At 52.3% G+C, this 19,118-nt stretch carries 18 protein-coding genes; 3 read left to right on the forward strand and 15 right to left on the reverse strand.

The window, feature by feature from the left end; translation table 11 throughout:
- Window positions 1-52: 52 nt before the first annotated feature.
- From AC0LWM_RS07575 to pdhA, 8 genes are all read right to left on the reverse strand, one after another.
- Window positions 53-1,300: a hypothetical protein gene (locus AC0LWM_RS07575; protein WP_474674305.1), complete on the reverse strand. Its 1,248-nt coding sequence runs from the start codon at window positions 1,298-1,300 to the stop codon at window positions 53-55.
- Window positions 1,301-1,334: 34 nt separating this feature from the next.
- Window positions 1,335-1,820, reverse strand: a complete 486-nt coding sequence (locus tag AC0LWM_RS07580; RefSeq protein WP_474674306.1) for a dihydrofolate reductase — start codon at window positions 1,818-1,820, stop codon at window positions 1,335-1,337.
- Window positions 1,821-1,983: 163 nt separating this feature from the next.
- Window positions 1,984-2,778, reverse strand: a complete 795-nt coding sequence (gene thyA, locus AC0LWM_RS07585) for a thymidylate synthase (protein WP_474674307.1) — start codon at window positions 2,776-2,778, stop codon at window positions 1,984-1,986.
- 72 nt (window positions 2,779-2,850) lie between these two features.
- Window positions 2,851-3,336: an acyl-CoA thioesterase gene (locus AC0LWM_RS07590; protein ID WP_474674308.1), complete on the reverse strand. Its 486-nt coding sequence runs from the start codon at window positions 3,334-3,336 to the stop codon at window positions 2,851-2,853.
- A 107-nt stretch (window positions 3,337-3,443) separates the two neighbouring features.
- Entirely contained in the window at window positions 3,444-4,862 is a 1,419-nt protein-coding gene (lpdA, locus tag AC0LWM_RS07595) for a dihydrolipoyl dehydrogenase (RefSeq protein ID WP_474674309.1), read from the reverse strand.
- A gap of 4 nt (window positions 4,863-4,866) precedes the next feature.
- The gene (locus AC0LWM_RS07600; protein WP_474674310.1) at window positions 4,867-6,186 is read right to left on the reverse strand and encodes a dihydrolipoamide acetyltransferase family protein; all 1,320 of its coding nucleotides are present in this window, start codon (window positions 6,184-6,186) and stop codon (window positions 4,867-4,869) included.
- Between the two features lie 40 nt (window positions 6,187-6,226).
- Window positions 6,227-7,207 (reverse strand): alpha-ketoacid dehydrogenase subunit beta, encoded by a 981-nt coding sequence (locus AC0LWM_RS07605; protein WP_474674311.1) that lies wholly within the window; start codon window positions 7,205-7,207, stop codon window positions 6,227-6,229.
- Between the two features lie 92 nt (window positions 7,208-7,299).
- Window positions 7,300-8,367: a pyruvate dehydrogenase (acetyl-transferring) E1 component subunit alpha gene (pdhA, locus tag AC0LWM_RS07610; protein ID WP_474674312.1), complete on the reverse strand. Its 1,068-nt coding sequence runs from the start codon at window positions 8,365-8,367 to the stop codon at window positions 7,300-7,302.
- 255 nt (window positions 8,368-8,622) lie between these two features.
- Between pdhA and AC0LWM_RS07615 the strand changes: the two genes are divergently transcribed.
- Window positions 8,623-9,357 (forward strand): alpha/beta hydrolase, encoded by a 735-nt coding sequence (locus AC0LWM_RS07615; RefSeq protein ID WP_474674313.1) that lies wholly within the window; start codon window positions 8,623-8,625, stop codon window positions 9,355-9,357.
- Window positions 9,358-9,470: 113 nt separating this feature from the next.
- On the opposite strand, the gene AC0LWM_RS07620 is transcribed toward AC0LWM_RS07615, so the two are convergent.
- Genes AC0LWM_RS07620 through AC0LWM_RS07630 form a run of 3 tightly spaced genes read right to left on the reverse strand, consistent with a single transcriptional unit; the run spans window position 9,471 to window position 11,108 of the window.
- A complete protein-coding gene (locus AC0LWM_RS07620; RefSeq protein ID WP_474674314.1) occupies window positions 9,471-9,947 on the reverse strand; it encodes a hypothetical protein in 477 nt (158 codons plus the stop codon).
- A gap of 15 nt (window positions 9,948-9,962) precedes the next feature.
- Window positions 9,963-10,436 carry a low molecular weight protein-tyrosine-phosphatase gene (locus tag AC0LWM_RS07625; protein ID WP_474674315.1) on the reverse strand — a complete coding sequence of 158 codons (474 nt, stop codon included), beginning with the start codon at window positions 10,434-10,436 and terminating at the stop codon, window positions 9,963-9,965.
- A gap of 12 nt (window positions 10,437-10,448) precedes the next feature.
- A complete protein-coding gene (locus AC0LWM_RS07630; RefSeq protein WP_474674541.1) occupies window positions 10,449-11,108 on the reverse strand; it encodes a trimeric intracellular cation channel family protein in 660 nt (219 codons plus the stop codon).
- A 275-nt stretch (window positions 11,109-11,383) separates the two neighbouring features.
- Here AC0LWM_RS07630 and AC0LWM_RS07635 point away from each other — a divergent pair, with 275 nt between their 5' ends.
- Both AC0LWM_RS07635 and AC0LWM_RS07640 read left to right on the forward strand, forming a co-directional pair.
- A complete protein-coding gene (locus AC0LWM_RS07635) occupies window positions 11,384-12,022 on the forward strand; it encodes a thiamine diphosphokinase (protein WP_474674316.1) in 639 nt (212 codons plus the stop codon).
- Window positions 12,023-12,054: 32 nt separating this feature from the next.
- Entirely contained in the window at window positions 12,055-13,254 is a 1,200-nt protein-coding gene (locus tag AC0LWM_RS07640; protein WP_474674317.1) for a polysaccharide deacetylase family protein, read from the forward strand.
- Window positions 13,255-13,302: 48 nt separating this feature from the next.
- Here AC0LWM_RS07640 and AC0LWM_RS07645 read toward each other — a convergent pair whose 3' ends face one another.
- The 4 genes from AC0LWM_RS07645 to AC0LWM_RS07660 form a co-directional block, all read right to left on the reverse strand.
- The gene (locus tag AC0LWM_RS07645; protein WP_474674318.1) at window positions 13,303-13,845 is read right to left on the reverse strand and encodes a helix-turn-helix domain-containing protein; all 543 of its coding nucleotides are present in this window, start codon (window positions 13,843-13,845) and stop codon (window positions 13,303-13,305) included.
- A gap of 88 nt (window positions 13,846-13,933) precedes the next feature.
- Window positions 13,934-15,019 carry a M24 family metallopeptidase gene (locus AC0LWM_RS07650; RefSeq protein WP_474674319.1) on the reverse strand — a complete coding sequence of 362 codons (1,086 nt, stop codon included), beginning with the start codon at window positions 15,017-15,019 and terminating at the stop codon, window positions 13,934-13,936.
- Window positions 15,020-15,050: 31 nt separating this feature from the next.
- Window positions 15,051-16,745 (reverse strand): M3 family oligoendopeptidase, encoded by a 1,695-nt coding sequence (locus tag AC0LWM_RS07655; RefSeq protein ID WP_474674320.1) that lies wholly within the window; start codon window positions 16,743-16,745, stop codon window positions 15,051-15,053.
- Window positions 16,746-16,781: 36 nt separating this feature from the next.
- Complete coding sequence (locus tag AC0LWM_RS07660) at window positions 16,782-19,100, reverse strand: beta-L-arabinofuranosidase domain-containing protein (RefSeq protein WP_474674321.1); 2,319 nt, start codon at window positions 19,098-19,100, stop codon at window positions 16,782-16,784.
- Window positions 19,101-19,118: the final 18 nt, after the last annotated feature.

Genomic DNA, 19,118 nt, shown 5'->3' on the forward strand with positions numbered 1-19,118 from the left:
ATCGCGGCTTGGAACAATAGAATGGACTAATTGCTCAATGATTTGCACTAAACTACATATTGTTACCATGAGAATCAACACTCGCGATAAGTCGTCTCGACTTCCGTGTTTGCACAAACGTTATAATACCTACAGTAACTAAATAGATGAAAGATGTCCATATGAAACCAAAGGCAATTGTTAAAATCCACCCGAACGAGGAAAGCCAGGTCGTATTGCCGAAGATCGGATAAGCCGCTATTAAAACGGCGCCGCTTGCGATGCTCATTGCGATTCCCGTTAAAGGCGCGGCAACGATTCCGATGATCCAGCGGAGCCACCAAGCTTTGGATCGCGTAAGCAAGTAGGCTAGCAGCATCGCGAACAAGGAGCAGAACAGGAACAGGGATATCATGACGATGCCGTCATAAAACCCGCGGTTTGCCTTGTCAAACAGCAGCCTCTCGCCGGCCATGACCGAAAACGATAAATTGCTTTTCGGCAATCCGTCGGATTCGGCCCGCCATATTTGCCACTGGCCGGCATTGCTCCTGACATTGTCCGGCAGCGGGAAATAATACGCGTCCTGGGTACTCACTCGCCGCGCTCCCGGAAGGCTCATCTGGAACATCGCCGTATTCGGGACTGCGACCTGAACCGTAAGCTTGCCGAACTGCTTCCAGGCCGAGGCGGGCAGCAGTAAATATTGATACAGCTTAACCGGCTCGATATACCGCTTGCGATCGACACCGGGGAGCATATTGTAGGTTACGGTAATGTCGGAAGAACTGTTTGCTTCGAAAGCGATCGGAAAAGTAAAAACCCGAATGCCGTACGTGTCCATCTTCTCCCAATCGGGATCGATGTCTCCCGTGGCCGGGTCGACCATAGCCACCTGATAGCCTTCGTATCGCTTCACAAACGAATCGTACAGCCTGGAATCGGTCACCTCAACGATCGACCCTTCGGCCAGCGGCTGCCCGTTAATGGCGACTTTAAATCCGTTCGGGTCGTTCGCGGCGACTTTCGATCGAAGCGGGAACGCAACGTTCAGCTGCTGCGGCTCGTTTGTCGGGTTGCTCATGCGGTAGTGGACTTGAACGGAAGCAAGCGAAGGCATCTTGTCGTTGTCCACGACAAATTGCAGATGCTCTTCATCCACTTGAATCGGCGTATCTTCGGCGGGAACTAGCGCGGCTTGCACTTCCGGCGGAGTTATGATCGGCGCGCTGTTGGCCCATGCGCTGGGGGAATCGACTGCGAACATCAGAATCGAACATACGGTAAGAATAAAGACGAACCATGATTTGCGGGAAACCATTACGAACTGCTCCTTCCCGGCACGGGGCGGGCGATTAGATCCGTTCATAAATGTAAAATCCGAAGTCGTACGGATTTTTTTCGTTTTTTTCGCCGGGGATGTGTTCGGCAAGCCGCCATTCGTTCAAGTCGAATTCCGTGAAATGCGTGTCTCCCTCAATCTCCTGTTCGATGCATGTCATGTACAGCTTATCGGCATAAGGCAAAAACAGCTTATAAATTTCCGCGCCGCCCATGACGAATAACTGCTCCTTACCGAATCGTTCCAACGCTTCTTCCATTGAGCTTACGGCTTCTACCCCTTCGGGCAGCGCTTCCGGATTACGGGTCATCACCACGTTCCTCCGATTCGGAAGCGGCTTCGAGCCGATCGATTCGAACGTTTTGCGGCCCATCAGCACCGTATGGCCCGTCGTCGTCTTGCGGAAAAACGCCATATCGGCAGGCAGATGCCATGGCATCCGATTGTCGATGCCGATCACTCGGTTGCTTGCCATCGCCCATATCAATGCAACACTCATCGTTATCCCTCCTTTGTCGAAACGAACATCATCCGTCTAAGTCATTATTTGAGAAGCGGTTCACTAGGGCCTGATTAGCACGTCCATTGAGTTGGTGCATCCGACCGTGGCTGCATCCGCCGGAATGGCGTATCCGGCGGATGCCGAAGCCGCGGCAGAACAGTTACACCGCGATCGGCGCTTTGATCGTCGGATGAAATTGATAACCGACAAACTCGAAATCTTCAAACTTGTAATCGAAAATCGAGTCCGGCTTGCGCTTGATTTCGAGGCGCGGCAGCGGGTAAGGCTCACGCTCGAGCTGCTGCTTCACCTGTTCGACGTGATTGGAATAGATGTGCACATCGCCGCCGGTATAGATCAGCTCGCCGACCTCAAGCCCACATTGCTGTGCGACCATGTGGGTGAGCAGCGCATAGCTTGCGATATTGAACGGCAGCCCCAGAAACGTATCGGTCGAACGCATCTGGAACATGCAGGAGAGCTTGCCGCCGGCAACGTAAAATTGAAAAGCATAATGACATGGCGGAAGCGCCATATTATCGACTTCGCCGACGTTCCAGGCGTTCACCAGATGACGGCGGGAATCCGGATTGCTCTTGATTTGCGCGATGACGTCGCTGATTTGGTCGATCGTACGGCCGTCCGCTGCGATCCAGGTCCGCCACTGGGAGCCGTAGACGGGTCCAAGATTGCCCTCTTCGTCAGCCCATGCGTCCCAAATTTTCACGCCGTTCTCGCGCAAATATTGTATATTCGTCTCGCCGCTCAGAAACCAGATTAATTCATGGACGATCGATTTGATATGCAAACGTTTCGTTGTCACTAAAGGAAAGCCTGCCGACAGGTCAAACCGCAGCTGTCTTCCGAATACGGAGATTGTCCCGGTGCCGGTACGGTCGGTTTTTTCCGTGCCGTTTTCCAGTACGTCCGCCAACAAATCCAAATAATTTTTCACGCGTAACACCTCTTTATCGGGTCAAACCCCTCGTCATATTCATCTTACAGAACTCATTAGATCTCTATTCTATCATAATTCGGCAGCCTTGCGGCGCTCCTCTTTTCTTTTTTTGCGCTGCTCGTGACGTTCCGCCGCTCCCTGATGGATGCGAAGCTCCTCTTCGGTTTCCGGGATGACCTGCGGCACTGGCGAAGGCCGACCGTCCTCCATCGCAACCAGCGTCAAGTAAGACGTCGCCGTCGTTTTTTTCTCTCCGGTAAGCAAATTTTCGGATTGCACCTTCACGTAAACTTCCATGGAGCTGCGATGCGTCCACGTGACGAATGCCTCCAGCTCGATGATTTCGCCTACCGTAACCGGTGCAAGAAAATCGAGACTGTCGCTGGATGCCGTCACGACCGCTTTCCGCGCATGGCGCATGGCCGCAATGGCGGCGATTTTATCGATATATTCCATCACCTTGCCGCCGAACATCGTTCCGAAATAGTTGGTATCTCCCGGAAAAATAATTTGTGTCATCACCGTACGGGACATGCGAATCGGTTTAGCTTCCATTTGGGCCACTCCTCGGCTTCGGGATTTGAAATGGAGAAAAGAGGCCCACGCGGGGTAAACGGCGCAAGACCTCTCTTCATCATATGCATAACGTTCTGCGTAAACTATTATTTTTTGTTCGGAATGTGGATGGCATGACCCAATGCAACTTCGGCCGCCTCCATTACGATTTCGCCAAGCGTCGGATGGGCGTGGATCGTCATCGCGATGTCTTCCAGCGTGGAGCCCATCTCGATCGCAAGACCCAGCTCGGCGATCATGTTCGATGCTTCCGTGCCGACGATTTGCGCACCGAGCAGCAGTCCTGTCGCTTTGTCGGCGACGAGCTTCACGAAGCCTTCCGATACATTGAGCGATGCCGCGCGGCCGTTGAAGGCAAACGGGAATTTGCCCGTGTACACTTCATAGCCTTGTGCTTTCGCTTCCGCTTCGGTGATGCCGACGCTTGCGCATTCCGGATCGGAGAAGACGACAAGCGGAATCGCTTTGTAGTCTACTTCGCTCGGCATTCCTGCGATCACTTCCGCCGCTACGCGGCCTTCGTAGCTTGCTTTGTGGGCAAGCGCAGGGCCGGCAACGATGTCGCCGATCGCGAAAATATGCGGAATGTTCGTGCGGCCTTGCTTGTCGACCTCGATGTAGCCGCGTTCGTTCATCTTGATGTTGATCAGGTCAAGCCCAAGCTCCCCGTCCGTGTTCGGCTTGCGGCCAACCGTAACGAGCAGGTAATCCGCCGTTACTTGTTTCTCTTCGCCGCCAACCGTGTACGTCACGGTAACGTCTTTGTCGGTTTGCACCGCGCCTTGCGCTTTCGCGCCGGTAACGATGTCGACGTTCGTTTTCGCCAGGTTTTTGGCGACGAGCTGGGTCATTTCCGGTTCGAAGCCAGGCAGGATCGTGTCGAATCCTTCGATGATCGTCACTTTCGCGCCGAACTTCGAATACATTTGACCGAGCTCGACGCCGATGTAGCCGCCGCCGATCACGACAAGGCTCTTCGGAACTTCAGGCAGCGTCAGCGCTTCGGTCGAGGACAAAATCCGTCCGCCGAACGGGAACGGCTTCAGCTCGATCGGACGCGAGCCCGTCGCGATGATGCAATGCTTGAAACGGTAGCGCGGCGCTTCTTGATCGTTGAACACGCGCGCTTCGTTTTCGTTGATGAACATCGCTTCGCCGCGGAAATGCTGGATTTTGTTCGCTTTCAGCAGGCCGGCAACGCCGCCGACTTGCTTCTTGACGACATTCGCGCGAAATTGCTGAACTTTATTGAAATCGACCTGCACGTTCTCGGCCGTGATGCCGAAAGCCGATGCGTGAGTCATGTTTTCGTATTGATGCGCCGCGGCGATGAGCGCCTTCGACGGAATGCAGCCGCGGTTGGCGCAAACGCCGCCCAAGTCATCCTTGTCGACGATGAGCACGTTTTGGCCGAGCTGTGCGGCGCGGATGGCGGCTACATAGCCGCCCGGGCCTGCGCCGATGACCAGCGTATCGATATCGAGTGAAGCGTCTCCTACGACCATGAGCTTATACCTCCATAACGAGCAGCTCTGGATCTGCGAGCAGCTGTTTGATGTAGTTCATGAAGTTTTGCGCCGTGGCGCCGTCGATGATGCGGTGGTCAAAGCTAAGGCTGAGCGCCATGACCGGAGCAACGACGATTTCGCCGTTTTTGACGACCGGTTTCTCCGTAATGCGGCCCGTTCCCAGAATCGCAACTTCAGGGAAGTTGATGACCGGCGTAAAGAACATGCCGCCGGCGGAGCCGATATTCGTAATCGTCAGCGTGCTGCCTTTAAGCTCGTTAGGCGCCAGCTTGCCGTCGCGTCCGCGTGCGGCCAGATCGCTGATCGATTGGGCGATGTTCCATATATTGCGGCGATCCGCATCGGTAATGACCGGCACGATCAAGCCGTTGTCGGTGTCCGTTGCGATACCGATATTGTAATATTTTTTGTACACGATTTCGTTCGCCGCTTCGTCGATCGTTGCGTTCAAAACCGGGAATTGGCGAGCTGCCGCGACAAGCGCTTTGACGATGAATGGCAGGTACGTCAGCTTCACGCCTTTTTTCTCGGCGATCGGCTTCGCTTTGGCGCGCAGGGCGACAAGCTCGGTCACGTCGACTTCGTCCATCAGCGTCACGTGCGGCGCCGTGTAAACGGATTTGACCATCGCATTCGCGATCGCTTTGCGAATGCCCTTGAATGGCACGCGCTCTTCGACGCGGTCGCCGGATACCGGCGCCGGTGCTGCAGGCGCCGCCGTAGCAGCTGCTGCGGCAGGTGCTTCAGCCGCAGCCGGAGCCGCAGCCGTCGGTGCTGCCGCGCCGCCGGCTGCGAATTGCATCACGTCTTCGCGCGTGATGCGCCCGTTTTTGCCCGTGCCGGGCACGCTCGCGAGGGCCACGCCCTGCTCGCGGGCAAACTTGCGCACGCTTGGCGTCGCAAGCACTTGCTTCGCTGTCGCAGGCGCAGCGGCAGCCGTTGCTGCAGCTGGCGCAGCAGCCGGAGCCGCCGCAGGTGCCGCCGCCGCAGGAGTGGCTGGAGCCGGTGCAGCTGCAGCCGGCGCTTCCGCGCCGTGGTCCGCTTGCTCCGGAATGTCGCCTTCGGCTTCGATGACCGCGACAAGCTGCCCGATTGTGCATACTTGTCCGTCCTTCACGAGCACTTCCAGCACCTTACCGTTAACCGGGCAAGGCACTTCCACGATCGCTTTATCGTTTTGCACTTCCATAATAATATCTTCGTCGGTTACCGTATCGCCCGGCTTGATGAGCATTTTGATGATTTCGCCCTCATGCAGCCCTTCGCCGAGCTCGGGGAACTTATATTCAAATCTAGCCACGCCAAACCCTCCTCGATTCGCTCATTGCTTGTTGTATCGATTAAAATTCCAGAACTTTATTTAAAGCCGCAACGATTCTTTCCGGAGTTGGCAGCCAAGCGTTCTCGATTTGCGCGAAAGGATACACCGTATCCGGTCCGGCTACGCGAAGCACCGGAGCTTCCAGATGCAGGATCGCTTTTTCGTTGATTTGAGCGATAATTTCCGCCGCAGCGCCGGACGTTTTTTGAGCTTCCTGCACGACGATCGCGCGGTTCGTCTTTTGAATCGATGCGACGATCGTATCGATGTCAAGCGGCATCAGCGTGCGGATGTCGATGACTTCGACTTTCACGCCGCGCGTTTTTTCGATTTCTTCGGCAGCTTTGATCGACGTATGCACCATCATGCCGTACGTGATGATCGTAGCGTCCGAACCTTCGCGCACGACGTTCGCTTTGCCGATCGGCACCGTATATTCGCCTTCGGGTACTTCGGCGCGGAACGCGTGGTATAAGTTCAAATGCTCCATGAAGAATACCGGGTCGTTGTCGCGGATCGCCGAGATCAACAAGCCTTTGGCATCGTACGGGTTCGAAGGGATGACGACTTTGATCCCCGGTGTTTGCAATGCCAAGCCTTCCAGCGAGTCCGTGTGCAGCTCGGCTGCTTTAACTCCGCCGCCGAACGGCGTGCGGAATACGATCGGCGCATTGTAGCGGCCGCCCGAACGGTAACGCATCCGTGCCGCTTGGATGAACATTTGGTCCATCGCTTCGTAGATAAATCCGACAAACTGGATTTCGGCTACCGGGCGGAAGCCTTGAATTCCGAGTCCAACCGCCAAGCCGCCGATCGCCGATTCCGCCAGCGGCGTATCGAACACGCGGTCTTCGCCGAATTCGCCTTGCAATCCTTCCGTTGCGCGGAATACGCCGCCGACCTTGCCGACGTCTTCTCCGAAACAAAGCACGTTCGGATCGCGTTTCAGTTCAACGCGCATCGCGTCTCTAATCGCTTCTTTCATATTCATCTGAGCCATCGCTTAAGTTCCTCCTTCAATTCCTTCAATGCTCATGTTTCCGTTCTGCCGTGTCGTACTTACTTCGTGCTGCTATATATAACCCGTTCGCCTTAAGCGAAATCGGCTTTTTGCTCTTCCAGATGCTGCGGCGTTTGCTCGAACATCGAGTCGATCAAGCCCGCAATCGTCATTTTAGGCGCTGCTTCCGCTTTTTTGATATGTTCCGCAACAGCGGCTTTTGCCTCTTCTTTCACGCGGTTCGTATCTTCTTCGGACCACAGTCCCTTTTTCTCCAAAAACTTGCCGAAGCGCACGAGCGGATCTTTTGGCGCCCATTCGCCTTCTTCTTCTTTCGTACGGTATTTCGTCGTATCGTCCGCCATCGAATGCGGGCGGAAACGGTACGTCAGCATTTCGATCAGCGTAGCGCCTTCGCCGTTACGGCCGCGTTCCGCAGCTTCGGATACCGCTTTGTAAACGGCAAGAACGTCCATGCCATCGACTTGCACGCCGCGGATACCCGCAGCAACTGCTTTGTGCGCAACCGAGAGGGCTGCCGTTTGTTTCGAGTATGGCGTCGTGATCGCATACCCGTTGTTTTGCACAACATAGATAACAGGCAGCTTGAATACGCCTGCGAAGTTCATGCCTTCGTAGAAATCGCCTTCGGACGATCCGCCGTCTCCGGTATAGGTGATGACGACATTTTTCTTGCCGCGTTTTTTCAGGCCCATCGCTATGCCGGTTGCATGCAAAATTTGCGCGCCGATAATGATTTGCGGCATCAGTACGTTAACGCCTTCCGGAATTTGTCCGCCGCCTTGATCGCCGCGGGAATATAAGAAAGCTTGGTATAACGGCAATCCATGCCATACGATTTGCGGCATGTCGCGGTAGCCCGGGCAAACCCAGTCTTCCTTGTCGAGCGCGAATTCGCTGCCGACCATGGATGCTTCCTGGCCGGAAACCGGCGCATAGAAGCCAAGGCGTCCTTGACGTCCGAGGTTAACGGCACGCTCGTCCCAAGTTCGGGTAAATACCATGCGGCGCATCAATTCTTTAAATTGGTCGTCGCTCAAATTCGGCATATACGCTTCGTTAATAACTTCTCCGTCCGGAGAAAGCACAGTTAACGGTTGAACTTTTTCCGTCTGCACTTCGTAAGGCAACTTGCTCATTTCCTTCACCTCAAAGTTGAATTTGAAAAACCTTCATATTTCTGTTATAGAATTATTATAACCCTGTTTAATCGTTTTGGTCAAAAGATATATTGAAAAATAAAGATTTCTTTTGTTTTTTGTATATATAACAGATAGACTAAATAGGTGGTACAGATTAATACAACAGGTGTAATTCCTTTACGGAATGCAAACAAATCCTCATTATTGTACACAATTTCTTCATAAATCAATCAACGAAAGAAGGCCGCGTCCATGGACGATTCCCGTTATTACAAAAGAACGATCATCAAAGAGCAGGTTGGCTCTCTCATGATAAACCAAAGAAATCCGCGCGATGTGAAAATATACCTTCCTCCAGGGTATAACGAGCTGCTCACGTACCCGGCCATTTACTGCCAGGACGGCGAGGACTTTTTCAATTTCGGGCGAATCGCCACCCATGCGAACCGGTTGATTCTCGATGAAGGGATCGAGCCGTTCATCGTTGTCGGCGTCGATGTCGACAAAAAAATCCGCACTTCCGAATATGCGCCGGAAGGGGAACGGTTCGAGGCTTACCGTTATTTTTTCGCCGAGGAACTGATTCCTCATATCGAAGCGAAATATCCGATCCGCCGCAGCGCGGACGAGCGCATATTGGCCGGAGATTCGCTCGGCGGCAGCGTTTCGGTCCATATCGCTCTTGAATATCCGCACTTGTTCCAACGCGTCATCTCGTTGTCGGGCGCTTTTTACCCGCTTACCCAAGCACGAATCGCCCAAGCCTTCGATTTGTCGTGGCTGAAGCTGTACATGCTGATCGGGCTGAACGAGTCGGAAGTGATGACCGACCGGGGCACCTTCGATTTTCTGCGATTCAATCGCGAAGCTTATGAGCTGTTCGTCAGCAAACGCGCGTCGGTGCGATACTTAGAAAAACCCGGTAAACACTTATGGGGCTTTTGGCAAAACGAGCTGCCCGAAGCGATTACTTATTTCCTGGGCTGATCCCCAACACGTATTCCAATCGGGCAATCCGAACCAAAATAAAAGAGCGATGTCCGCGGCAATTTTTCCGCAGCATCGCTTTTTTCACGTCAGCTTTATCAGCTTTATCGACTTTATCGATCTTTCCACAAATCGTCCAAATCCTTAAACAGCTTCTGAATCGTCTCGGCATCGTAGGAACCTTCATGCTTGAACGCTTGCAGCTTTTCCTTTAATTTCTCGCCGTCCCGCTCGTCATCGTCCGCATGATCTCCATAGCCCGGATCAAACCAGACATAGTTTCCGTCCGGTCCGTTACGCAAGAAAGGCTTGCTCCAGTGATCGGGATACGTAAACGGCTGTTCCCCGAGTACGATCGCAAGCACGTCGTCGGTTTCCAAAGGCATCAGCTGATGGAAAAATTCCTTGCTGCCGTCTCCCGCGACATGAATATGCAAATAGGCATAATGCAAATAGTGCTCGCCGGTTTCGCCGTCTTTGGCCACCTCGTACATTTCCGTTTCGGATTGCAAAACCGTCTTGACCGTCTCCAGCCGCTCTTGCAGCAGCTCCTGTGAAACTAGCTTCAGCTTGAGCATCGATTGATTCATCGGTTATGCCCCCTTTCAAGATAGGTTTTCGCGTTCCCGTATCAGGTCCAACAGTCTTCGGCAGCCTGCCTCCACAATCCGGTACACTTCTTCGAAGTTGCCGGTATAATAGGGGTCGGGAACATCGGCGTTCTGTTCCTCCGGCAATAAATCCATAAACTTCATGATGCAAGAATGATTGGCGCTTTCGGCGAATGCATTCACATCGCGCAAGTTTTTGCTGTCCATGCAAACGATATAGCGGAAGCCGGCAAAATCTTCCCGTTTGACCTGCCGCGCCTTCATGCCGGAATAATCGATGCCGTGACGGTCCAATATTTTTCTCGTTCCTTCATGCGGCGGATGGCCGATATGCCAATCTCCCGTTCCCGCGGAATCGACCCGGATCCGGTCTTCCAGATGTTCTTCCTTGATCAGCCTGCGAAACAATGCCTCCGCCATCGGCGATCGGCAAATATTGCCAAGACAAACGAACAAAACGGATATCATATCAAGCTCCCCCTATATGTGATGTGCTTCGGATTCAGATCGTGATTTTCTCAAAGGTTTGGCATCCGCCGGATAAATCGATCTGCGCGGAAGCTTCCACTTATAGTATACGGAAAGCATACGAAACACAACGACAACGGAAAATAAAACAATGAGTTCAACCGGCGTTTTCGCCCAGCCGAGTCCAATGATCAGCCCGGCAAGAATCGCCCACCCGGCATAAATCTCATCCCGGAGCACAAGCGGCTTTCTGCTGGCGAGCACGTCGCGGATAATGCCGCCGCCGCTTCCGGTTAATACGGCCGCAACGATAATCGCGCTGGTCGAATGTCCCATCTGCGATGCTGACAATGCTCCTTGAATGGCAAAAGCGGAAAGCCCGATCGCATCGAAATACACCTCGCTCCGTCGCCAGCGGTGAATCCAGATTTTCGGCAGCACGAAGACGACGAGCATGGAGATGACCGCCGTTTTGAGCAGCGGGCCCTGTGACCATAACGACGATACCGGCGCGCCGATCAGCAAGTTCCGGACGACTCCGCCGCCGAACGCCGTCACGAGTCCTAGGACGAACACGCCCAGGATGTCGTATTTCTCTTCCATGGCGACAACCGCTCCGCTAGCAGCAAAAGCAATCGTTCCGATAATGCTAAAAATATAAAATACGTCGATATCCAACCCGTGCACCCCTCTTTTTTCTAATACGCCGAAACATGATGCCGTTACTCATTGTACGCGTTTTATTGAATTTTTCAATCCATATTTATATTAACTGGTAAAAGTCTACTACCGTCTTTATCGGCATGCCGTTTACGAAGTAATATAAGAGTAAGCGAGGGGAAAAACTAAAGCTTTTCTTGGATTTCAATAAATGTTTTCTGGCAAGATACAACAATTGGATATATACTTATACCGATAAATTCAACAAGCTGGAGTTACGAAAAACGATGAACAAACGCATCCTTATTTTTACCGGCGGCCGATTGGGCGGCTGGGCACTCGAAACAATACGGCCGGACGATTATTTAATCGGCGCAGACCGCGGCGCGTTATTTTTGACAACCCATGGCTATACGCCGGATATCGCAGTCGGAGATTTTGATTCCGTTTCCGAGCAGGAAATGCAACTAATTGAACGACTCAGTCGTCATACAATAGGGTGCGATCCGATTCTGAAAGATCTCACCGACACCGAAATGGCTTTTGAACTGGCAGTGAAGCAAAATCCGCGGCAAATCGTGTTGATCGGAGCCCTTGGCACCCGGTTCGACCATTCGCTAGCCAATGTTCATTTGCTGCTCCGGTGTTTGAAGTTGAATATTGAGGCAAGCATTCTGGACGAGAACAACGAAATCACGTTAATCGACCGCAGCGCCAAGGTGAAGCAAAGCCGGTTCCATCAAGTTTCGCTGCTCCCCTTGACGTCCGAGGTAACCGGCATCACGTTAAGCGGCTTTCAATATCCGCTTCGCGATGCTACGTTATCGATAGGTCAATCGCTTGGGATTAGCAACGTGCTCGTCGACCCGGTCGGCGAAATTACGATTCGCAGCGGCCTGCTGCTCATTATTCAAAGCATGGACTAACTTATATTACCCAAATTGAGGAGAACGTTTTTATGAGAAAAGTACGATCCTGGGCAGCCGTTTTCGCGGTGATTCTGCTGTTGCCGCTGCTTTTAAGCTCGAACGCCAAAAGCGCCCGAACCGATTATTATGAGGATCAGGTCGCCGTATTGATGTACCATCATATTCATCCTACGCAAAAAGGCTCTGCCATCATCCCGCCGAAGCTGTTCACGGAGCAAATCGATTATTTGCAAAAGAAGGGCTTTCACTTTATTACGCTCAAAGAATTCCGGGATTTCCTCGGCGGCGCTTCGGTGCCTCCGAAAGCGGTGCTCGTCACGTTCGACGACGGGTACGAAAGCTTCTATCAATACGCATATCCCGAATTGAAGAAACGATCGGTACCGGCGGTCAATTTCGTTATAACGGCATATACCGATCATAACCGGAACAGCGTTCTCGGCCATTTGACGAGCAAGCAAATTCGCGAAATGACGACCGAAACGAATTTCATCGATATGCAGTGTCATACGAATATGCTTCATTACAAGCAACCGGGAGCGCGCACCAGCGCCCTGTCCGGCCCGATCGAAATCAAGGGCAAGAAGGAAACCGAGGAGCAATACAAAAAGCGGATCGAAGCCGATATCAAGGCGTGCACCGAATCGCTCCAGGCAAGCTCCGACAAAACGATCGACGCGCTTGCTTATCCATATGGCTTGCGCAGCAAAACCGCCATTGAAGTACTGAAGGCGGAAGGCTATACGATGGCCTTCACAACCGAAGGGGGCATGGCGACGCGCGGAGTCGATACGATGCAAATTCCGCGGATTAACGGTGGCAACCCGACCATCTCTCCGAATAAGCTTTGGCAACAAATCGTAAAATCCGTATCTACGGTCAAACCCTTATTTGACAGCGTAGTACTCAAGGATGCCGTCGATCAACTCGGCGGCTCCATTGCTGCTCAGCCAGGCGGCGAAGTGTCGATCCAATACGGAAAATCCAAAATCAGCATTCATCCCGGCAGCATCGATGCCGTCGTCGACGGAAAAACCGTCAAGCTGAAGTACAAACCCATGATCAAGCAGCACCGGACTTATATCCATCTTACCGATTTGGAAATGTTGCTGGGCACCGAAATTGTATATTGGCCGAAGAAAAATAGTTTTCAGCTTCGCGAAGAGCATTTGACAATCAAACCAAATGCGAGCTTGGATACAACCGAATCGACCGAACAAATCTCCTAATGAAGCAAAGTCCCCTGATCATGAACATCAGAGGACTTTTTTTGTATACTATCCTTTGGCCGAACAAAATACGGATAAGTAGCGGACCTCGTCCGAGATCGGCGTAAACAGATGATCCTCCACCGAATCGAAATAAAGACTATCTCCGGGATTTAACGTGTACTCCACAGCGCCTACCTTGTATTTCATGCTGCCTTCCAGCACATAAATAAATTCTTCGCCGATATGCGACACGGTACGTTTAGGCGTTTCGCCTTTTTTGGCGACAAAATAAAACGGCTGCATCAGCTTGTCTTGACGCTCTACGGCCAAAGCAGAGAACGAATAGCCCTTTTGTGTTTTGACTCGCTTGCGGTCGGCGTTTTCCTTGGTCGTCAGTACCGTGCCGCCCTCTTCGTGATCGTCCAGCAGCACCGAAATTTTCGTACCCAGCGCATCGGCGATTTTGATCAGCGTACCGATTGGCGGGACCGTCTTCCCGTTTTCGATTTTGGATAACAAGCTCTTCGTAAAGCCGCAAATGCCGGCGATTTCATCCAGATTGCGATGCTGTTCTTTTCTGATTTTGCGAATTTTCGTACCTAAGTCCATCATTCCCGATCCTTTTCTTCATCATGGCGATTCAACTTCGTTTATTGTAATGCGATTCGGCCGAACCGTCAAATGAAGAGGCGCCCACTCAACCGATGACCGTTAAATGCTTCGGGAACATTGTCAGTAGCTCGACGCCGGTTGGGGTGACAAGCACATCGTCTTCGATTCGGACGCCGCCGATGCCCGGCAAATAGATGCCCGGTTCAATCGTAATAACCATGCCGGCGCGCAGCACGTCCTGATTATCGCCGTGAACCGAAGGGTATTCATGCACCTCGATGCCGAGACCATGACCTACGCGATGAGTAAAGTATTCACCATAGCCTCGTTGCTCGATGTGCTGACGCGCGGCGCGGTCGACATCGGCCAGCACCGCCCCGGGCCGGACGGACGCAATCGCCTGCTCGTTGGCTACAAGCACCGTTTCGTATATTTCTTTCTGCTTCGCGTTAACATCCCCAACGGCAAAAGTCCGCGTAATATCGGAAAGGTAGCCGTCAGCCGCGACGCCCATGTCGAATAGCAGCAAATCGCCGGGCCTAATGATCCGGTTGCCCGTAGCCCCGTGCGGTAGCGCCGATTTTTCGCCGGACAGAACCGTTGTCGCAAACGCCGGACCGACGCCCGCCTTTTTCATCGCGTATTCCAATTCAGCAGCGATATCCATCTCCTGAACGCCGGGGGTAACATGCTTCAAGCCGTTAAGGAGCACCTGCTCAACGAGACTAGCGGCGTTCTTGAGCCTGGCGATTTCGTCCGACGATTTGATCGCGCGCATTTCGCGCAGAGGCGCTTCCACGTCAACATATTGCTTCGCGCCGAGCGCATCCGATAACGCTTCGTATCGATTTACCGTCAGGTGGCTTTTTTCGACGCCTAAACGATGAACGGCACGGCCCAAGCATCGTTTCAGCACATCATAAGCATTCTCTGTATCACTATGGGAATAAATGCGCATCATCGGACATGCTTCCTTCGCTGCTTCCAGATCTAGCCCCGGCACAAGCAAAAAGGGCTCGTCACCTTCAGGCAAAATCAGACCGAGAAACCGTTCATGAGGCTCCGACGAAAATCCGGTCAAATAATAAACATGCTTTGGCAGCGTTATGATGATGGCATCCAATTGGAGTTGATCCATATAGTCATTAAGGTTGCGTATGCGTTCGTTCATCGGTTTCGTTTTTCCTTTCCGATTTCAATTATTACAACTGCCCATCGTCAACCTGATCGAGCCAGCGTTCGATGTCGCCGATGACGGACTGGACGCAGCCGTCGGCAAACGGCGAGATCAGGTTGCCGAGTTCGAGCAGCTCTAGAAACGAATGGCTGCCGCCCGCATTGCATAAGGCGATGTAATCGTTCCACGCCGCTTCCTTGTTTTCGTTCGATCTTTTCCATAGCTGATAGGAGCAAATGCGCGCCAAGGTGTAATCGACGTAATAGAACGGAATCGTGAACACGTGGCCGTTAGACAGCCAGGTGCAGCCTCGTTCCAGGAAGTCGTTGCCTTCGTAATTGCGATACGGCACATACGTTCTCTCGATTTCCCTCCAGGCACTTTTTCTTTCCGCTGGCGACGCATCAGGATTTTCATACACATAATGCTGAAACTCGTCGTAAGCAACTCCGTTTGGAATGAAAAGCAGCGCCTCGCTCATATGATTGAATTTGTACTTATCAGCATCCTCATGGAAAAACAGGTGCATCCAAGGCCAAGCGAAAAATTCCATGCTCATCGAATGGATTTCGCAAGCTTCAGCCGTCGGAAAGCAATATTCCGGCACTTGGTAATGCAGGCTGCTATAAGCTTGAAAAGCGTGTCCCGCCTCATGTGTAAGCACGTCGATATCGCCCGACGTCCCGTTGAAGTTGGCGAAAATAAACGGCGCTTTATATTTGCTGATGATCGCGCAATATCCGCCGCCGGCTTTGCCTTGTTTGCTGAGTAGATCCATGAGTCCGCTGTCGGTCATCATCACGAAAAACGCGCCGGTCTCCGGCGAAAGCTCGGCATACATTTTTTTGGCTTGTTCCACAATCGAGTCAGGACCGCCTTTTGGCTTCGCATTGCCCGTTTTGAAGCTGAACGCGTCGTCGTAATAACGGAGCGAGTCTACCCCGATCCGTTTCCGCTGGCGTTCTTTCAATTTCATGGCGACGGGGACGATATGCCGGCGAACCTGATCGCGAAAGTTCGCAACATCGGCGGCATTGTAGTCCGTCCGGTTCATTCGGGCATATCCGAGCTCGACAAAATTGCGGTAGCCGAGCTTGCGGGCAATCGTCGTTCTCACCTTGACCAGCCTGTCGAAAATGTCATCCAGTTCGGCTTCATGCTCCGCAAAGAAGGAAGTTCTTGCTTCAAGCGCCCTCCTTCGCGTATCGCGGTTTGTGGAGAGAACGAACGGGGTCAGCTGCGGCAAATTCCTCTTTTCCCCGTCGAATAGGATGCTGGCCGAAGCAAGCAGCTGCGTAAATTCGCTGCACAGCTTATTTTCCAGCTGCAGGTCTTCGACGATGTCCGGCGAAAAGGTTTTGAGCGAAATTTCCGCTATGCGAAACAGCTGCTTGCCCCATTTCCGCTCCAGCTCGTTTCTGAACCTAGATTCAACCAATGCCTTATAATAGCGGGAGATGATACCCTGGTAGATCGGTCGCGATTCGTCGTTGAAATCCTGTTCTCCCTTATAGAAAGGATCGTTCGTATTGATCGTATAACGGATTTGCGCAATTTCACACGTCGATTCGTATTCGCTGCGAAGCGCATGAATCTCGCTCATGATTCGATCCTGAGCTTCAATGCTCTCCGCCGCCTCAAACCGATGTATACGTTCATCGAACGCTTTCTCCAAAGCTTGAATATCAGGTCTTTGATAGGCAAAATTCTGAAACTTCATTTGGACCTCCTTTTCGGAGTAACAAATATCATTTCGTTATGATCGTATACCCAGCTGTTCGTACAATTCCTTGCTTACGATACGCAAACCGAACACTCTTCGTATTCTGCGGCCCGCGTGGGCCCGGAACGTAATGGAAACCTTGTCTTCCCCGCCAATGCTTGCCTTCGGGATACTATAATTTACATTGTAAAACTTATTCGTTTCCTTCATGCCCTCAGCCGCCTCGGTTAATACCGACCCATTCAAGAGAACATCGAACTCGCACCCCGGCATTTCTTTGGCCGACGTATAAGTAACGACGAGCATCGTCTCGGTTTCCGGGTTCACTTTCAAGTCAAAGGAGAACCAGCCATCCGTGCCGGCGTATCGGTACGCTCGATTATGGAGCGTGCCTACGCCCGTAATTTCGCCTTGGAACTGATGGTCTCGCTCCGGCTGCATTTCGCCCGGCTGGGCAAAGTCGACTGTGCACTGCTCCAATATCCGCATGTTTTCCCTTGCGATCACGTACTCTTTTTCCGCCTTCTCCCATGACTCGGCCGTGAACAGATCCCAGTACACCGTATACATTTTGTTATGCATTCGGTAGAAGGGGTAAAGTTCAACGTTGCGCGGATATCCGGCATGTTTCGTACGGAAAGTCGCAGATTTGCCGGAAACGGGCTCAAGCCATTCGTTCAAAGGCATGTCATTGGTGATCAAAACCGGCGTGTAGAGATGGTTCGCCGCTTCCGGATCATCCATCGGCCCCAATTCGCCTGCAAGCACCAACGGGCCATACATAACGGCAGCCCGATTCGAGTTGTCCGGCATCCGCTCCAAACGAAGCGTCATCGGAATTTTGATTTCGACGATATCGCCGTCGTTCCAGATGCGGGCGATTTCGATAAAGCTTCCCGGAAAGGCATTTGCAAACGACTGCCGCTGACCGTTCACTTTAACTTCGATGCCTTGTTCCGCCCAATACGGATATCGAATGTTCAGAGTAAAGGATGTAGCTTGTTTGCAGGATAAACCCAATACGATGCGATCCTCCTCCGGATAAAGTGTTTCCTGCCGAAGTTCGATCCCTTTGGCTTCCCAACGAAGCACGGACGGGATGTATTGGTTCACATACAACCTCCCGGCGTTATGGAAATAGATGCTGTTGCCGTAGCTCGCATGGTTTTCCATCCCCGTTCCGATGCAGCATGTAAAATCCTCGAATCGCTTGTTATAGTCTTTATATCCGCCCATGTCCAACGACAAGCAGTAGCACATGTCCCCGTTATCCGGATTTTGCGACGATAAGATGTGGTTGAACAACGCCCGCTCGTAATAATCGGCTTCTCTTGCATTGCCGTTCCACTGAAACAGATGCCGCGTCAGCTTCAGCATGTTGTAAGTATTGCATGTTTCGGTTGTCGTGCGCCCGATTCGGTCGGATAACTCGTCCGGCTCGCCGAAATATTCGTTGAAGCTGTGCCCGCCGATCACATACGAATGATGGTGTACGACGCGATCCCAAAAATATTCGGACGTCGACTTGTACTTGCCGTCGTTCGTCAGTTCGTATTGCTTGGCCAGCCCGATTAATTTCGGAATTTGCGTATTAGCGTGTTTCCCAGGCAAGCAATCCTTATGCGCGGCCAGCGGATCCAGCACAACCTTGTGCCAGAACCGATCCGCGAGCTTCATATATTTCTCTTCGCCCGTATCGGCATACAAATCGGCCATGACTTCATTCATGCCGCCGTATTCGCAAATCATCATGTCCTCCATCTGTTCGGCTGTCAAGTTGGAGAATATGCCTTCCAGCCAATCGGCGAGCTTCAAGGAGATGCGAAGCGCTTTCTCGTTTCCGGCCAAACGATAAGCGTCGCGCAAACCGGCAAACAGTTTATGCAGCGTATATAATGGCGCCCAGCCGCCGTTCAAGTCGAACCCTTTAGAGCGAATATCGCCGGAGGCCACTTCGAGGAAAATCTCCTTGCCGCGCGGGATACCCGACACATAGCCGTCGCCGTGTGCATGTTGGCATTCCTCCAGCTCATCCACGATATAATCGGCGCGTTCCTTGAACACGGCTTCGCCTAATGATACATAGAGCATCGTAATGGCGGACAAATAGTGTCCGAGGGTGTGGCCTGATAGGCTCATCGCTTCCCAGCCGTCGTATTGAGGCGCTTTCGGCTGCAATCCGGCGTACTCTCTGAATCTGGCGAGCAGACGATCAGGTTCAAGTTCAAGCAAATACGTTTTATTCAGTTCCATTGCATGCTTGAAAGGACCGTCGAGCAGCGTCACGTCGCTCAATTCAAAAGAATTTGCAACGCAATCGATTTTGGGTTTCACATTGGTATACGATTTCATTTGTCCTCCTCATGCAAC

The sequence above is a fragment of the Paenibacillus sp. sgz302148 genome (assembly GCF_056120465.1).

Coding starts and splice junctions, on each gene's coding strand:
- lpdA (WP_474674309.1), bottom strand. CDS start 4,862: ATGGTCGTAGGAGACGCTTCACTCGATATCGATACGCTGGTCATCGGC.
- pdhA (WP_474674312.1), bottom strand. CDS start 8,367: ATGAGCAAGTTGCCTTACGAAGTGCAGACGGAAAAAGTTCAACCGTTA.
- AC0LWM_RS07640 (WP_474674317.1), top strand. CDS start 12,055: ATGAGAAAAGTACGATCCTGGGCAGCCGTTTTCGCGGTGATTCTGCTG.
- AC0LWM_RS07620 (WP_474674314.1), bottom strand. CDS start 9,947: ATGAATCAATCGATGCTCAAGCTGAAGCTAGTTTCACAGGAGCTGCTG.
- AC0LWM_RS07655 (WP_474674320.1), bottom strand. CDS start 16,745: ATGAAGTTTCAGAATTTTGCCTATCAAAGACCTGATATTCAAGCTTTG.
- AC0LWM_RS07660 (WP_474674321.1), bottom strand. CDS start 19,100: ATGAAATCGTATACCAATGTGAAACCCAAAATCGATTGCGTTGCAAAT.
- AC0LWM_RS07635 (WP_474674316.1), top strand. CDS start 11,384: ATGAACAAACGCATCCTTATTTTTACCGGCGGCCGATTGGGCGGCTGG.
- AC0LWM_RS07580 (WP_474674306.1), bottom strand. CDS start 1,820: ATGAGTGTTGCATTGATATGGGCGATGGCAAGCAACCGAGTGATCGGC.
- AC0LWM_RS07645 (WP_474674318.1), bottom strand. CDS start 13,845: ATGGACTTAGGTACGAAAATTCGCAAAATCAGAAAAGAACAGCATCGC.
- AC0LWM_RS07615 (WP_474674313.1), top strand. CDS start 8,623: ATGGACGATTCCCGTTATTACAAAAGAACGATCATCAAAGAGCAGGTT.
- AC0LWM_RS07650 (WP_474674319.1), bottom strand. CDS start 15,019: ATGAACGAACGCATACGCAACCTTAATGACTATATGGATCAACTCCAA.
- AC0LWM_RS07575 (WP_474674305.1), bottom strand. CDS start 1,300: ATGGTTTCCCGCAAATCATGGTTCGTCTTTATTCTTACCGTATGTTCG.
- AC0LWM_RS07590 (WP_474674308.1), bottom strand. CDS start 3,336: ATGGAAGCTAAACCGATTCGCATGTCCCGTACGGTGATGACACAAATT.
- AC0LWM_RS07625 (WP_474674315.1), bottom strand. CDS start 10,436: ATGATATCCGTTTTGTTCGTTTGTCTTGGCAATATTTGCCGATCGCCG.
- AC0LWM_RS07605 (WP_474674311.1), bottom strand. CDS start 7,207: ATGGCTCAGATGAATATGAAAGAAGCGATTAGAGACGCGATGCGCGTT.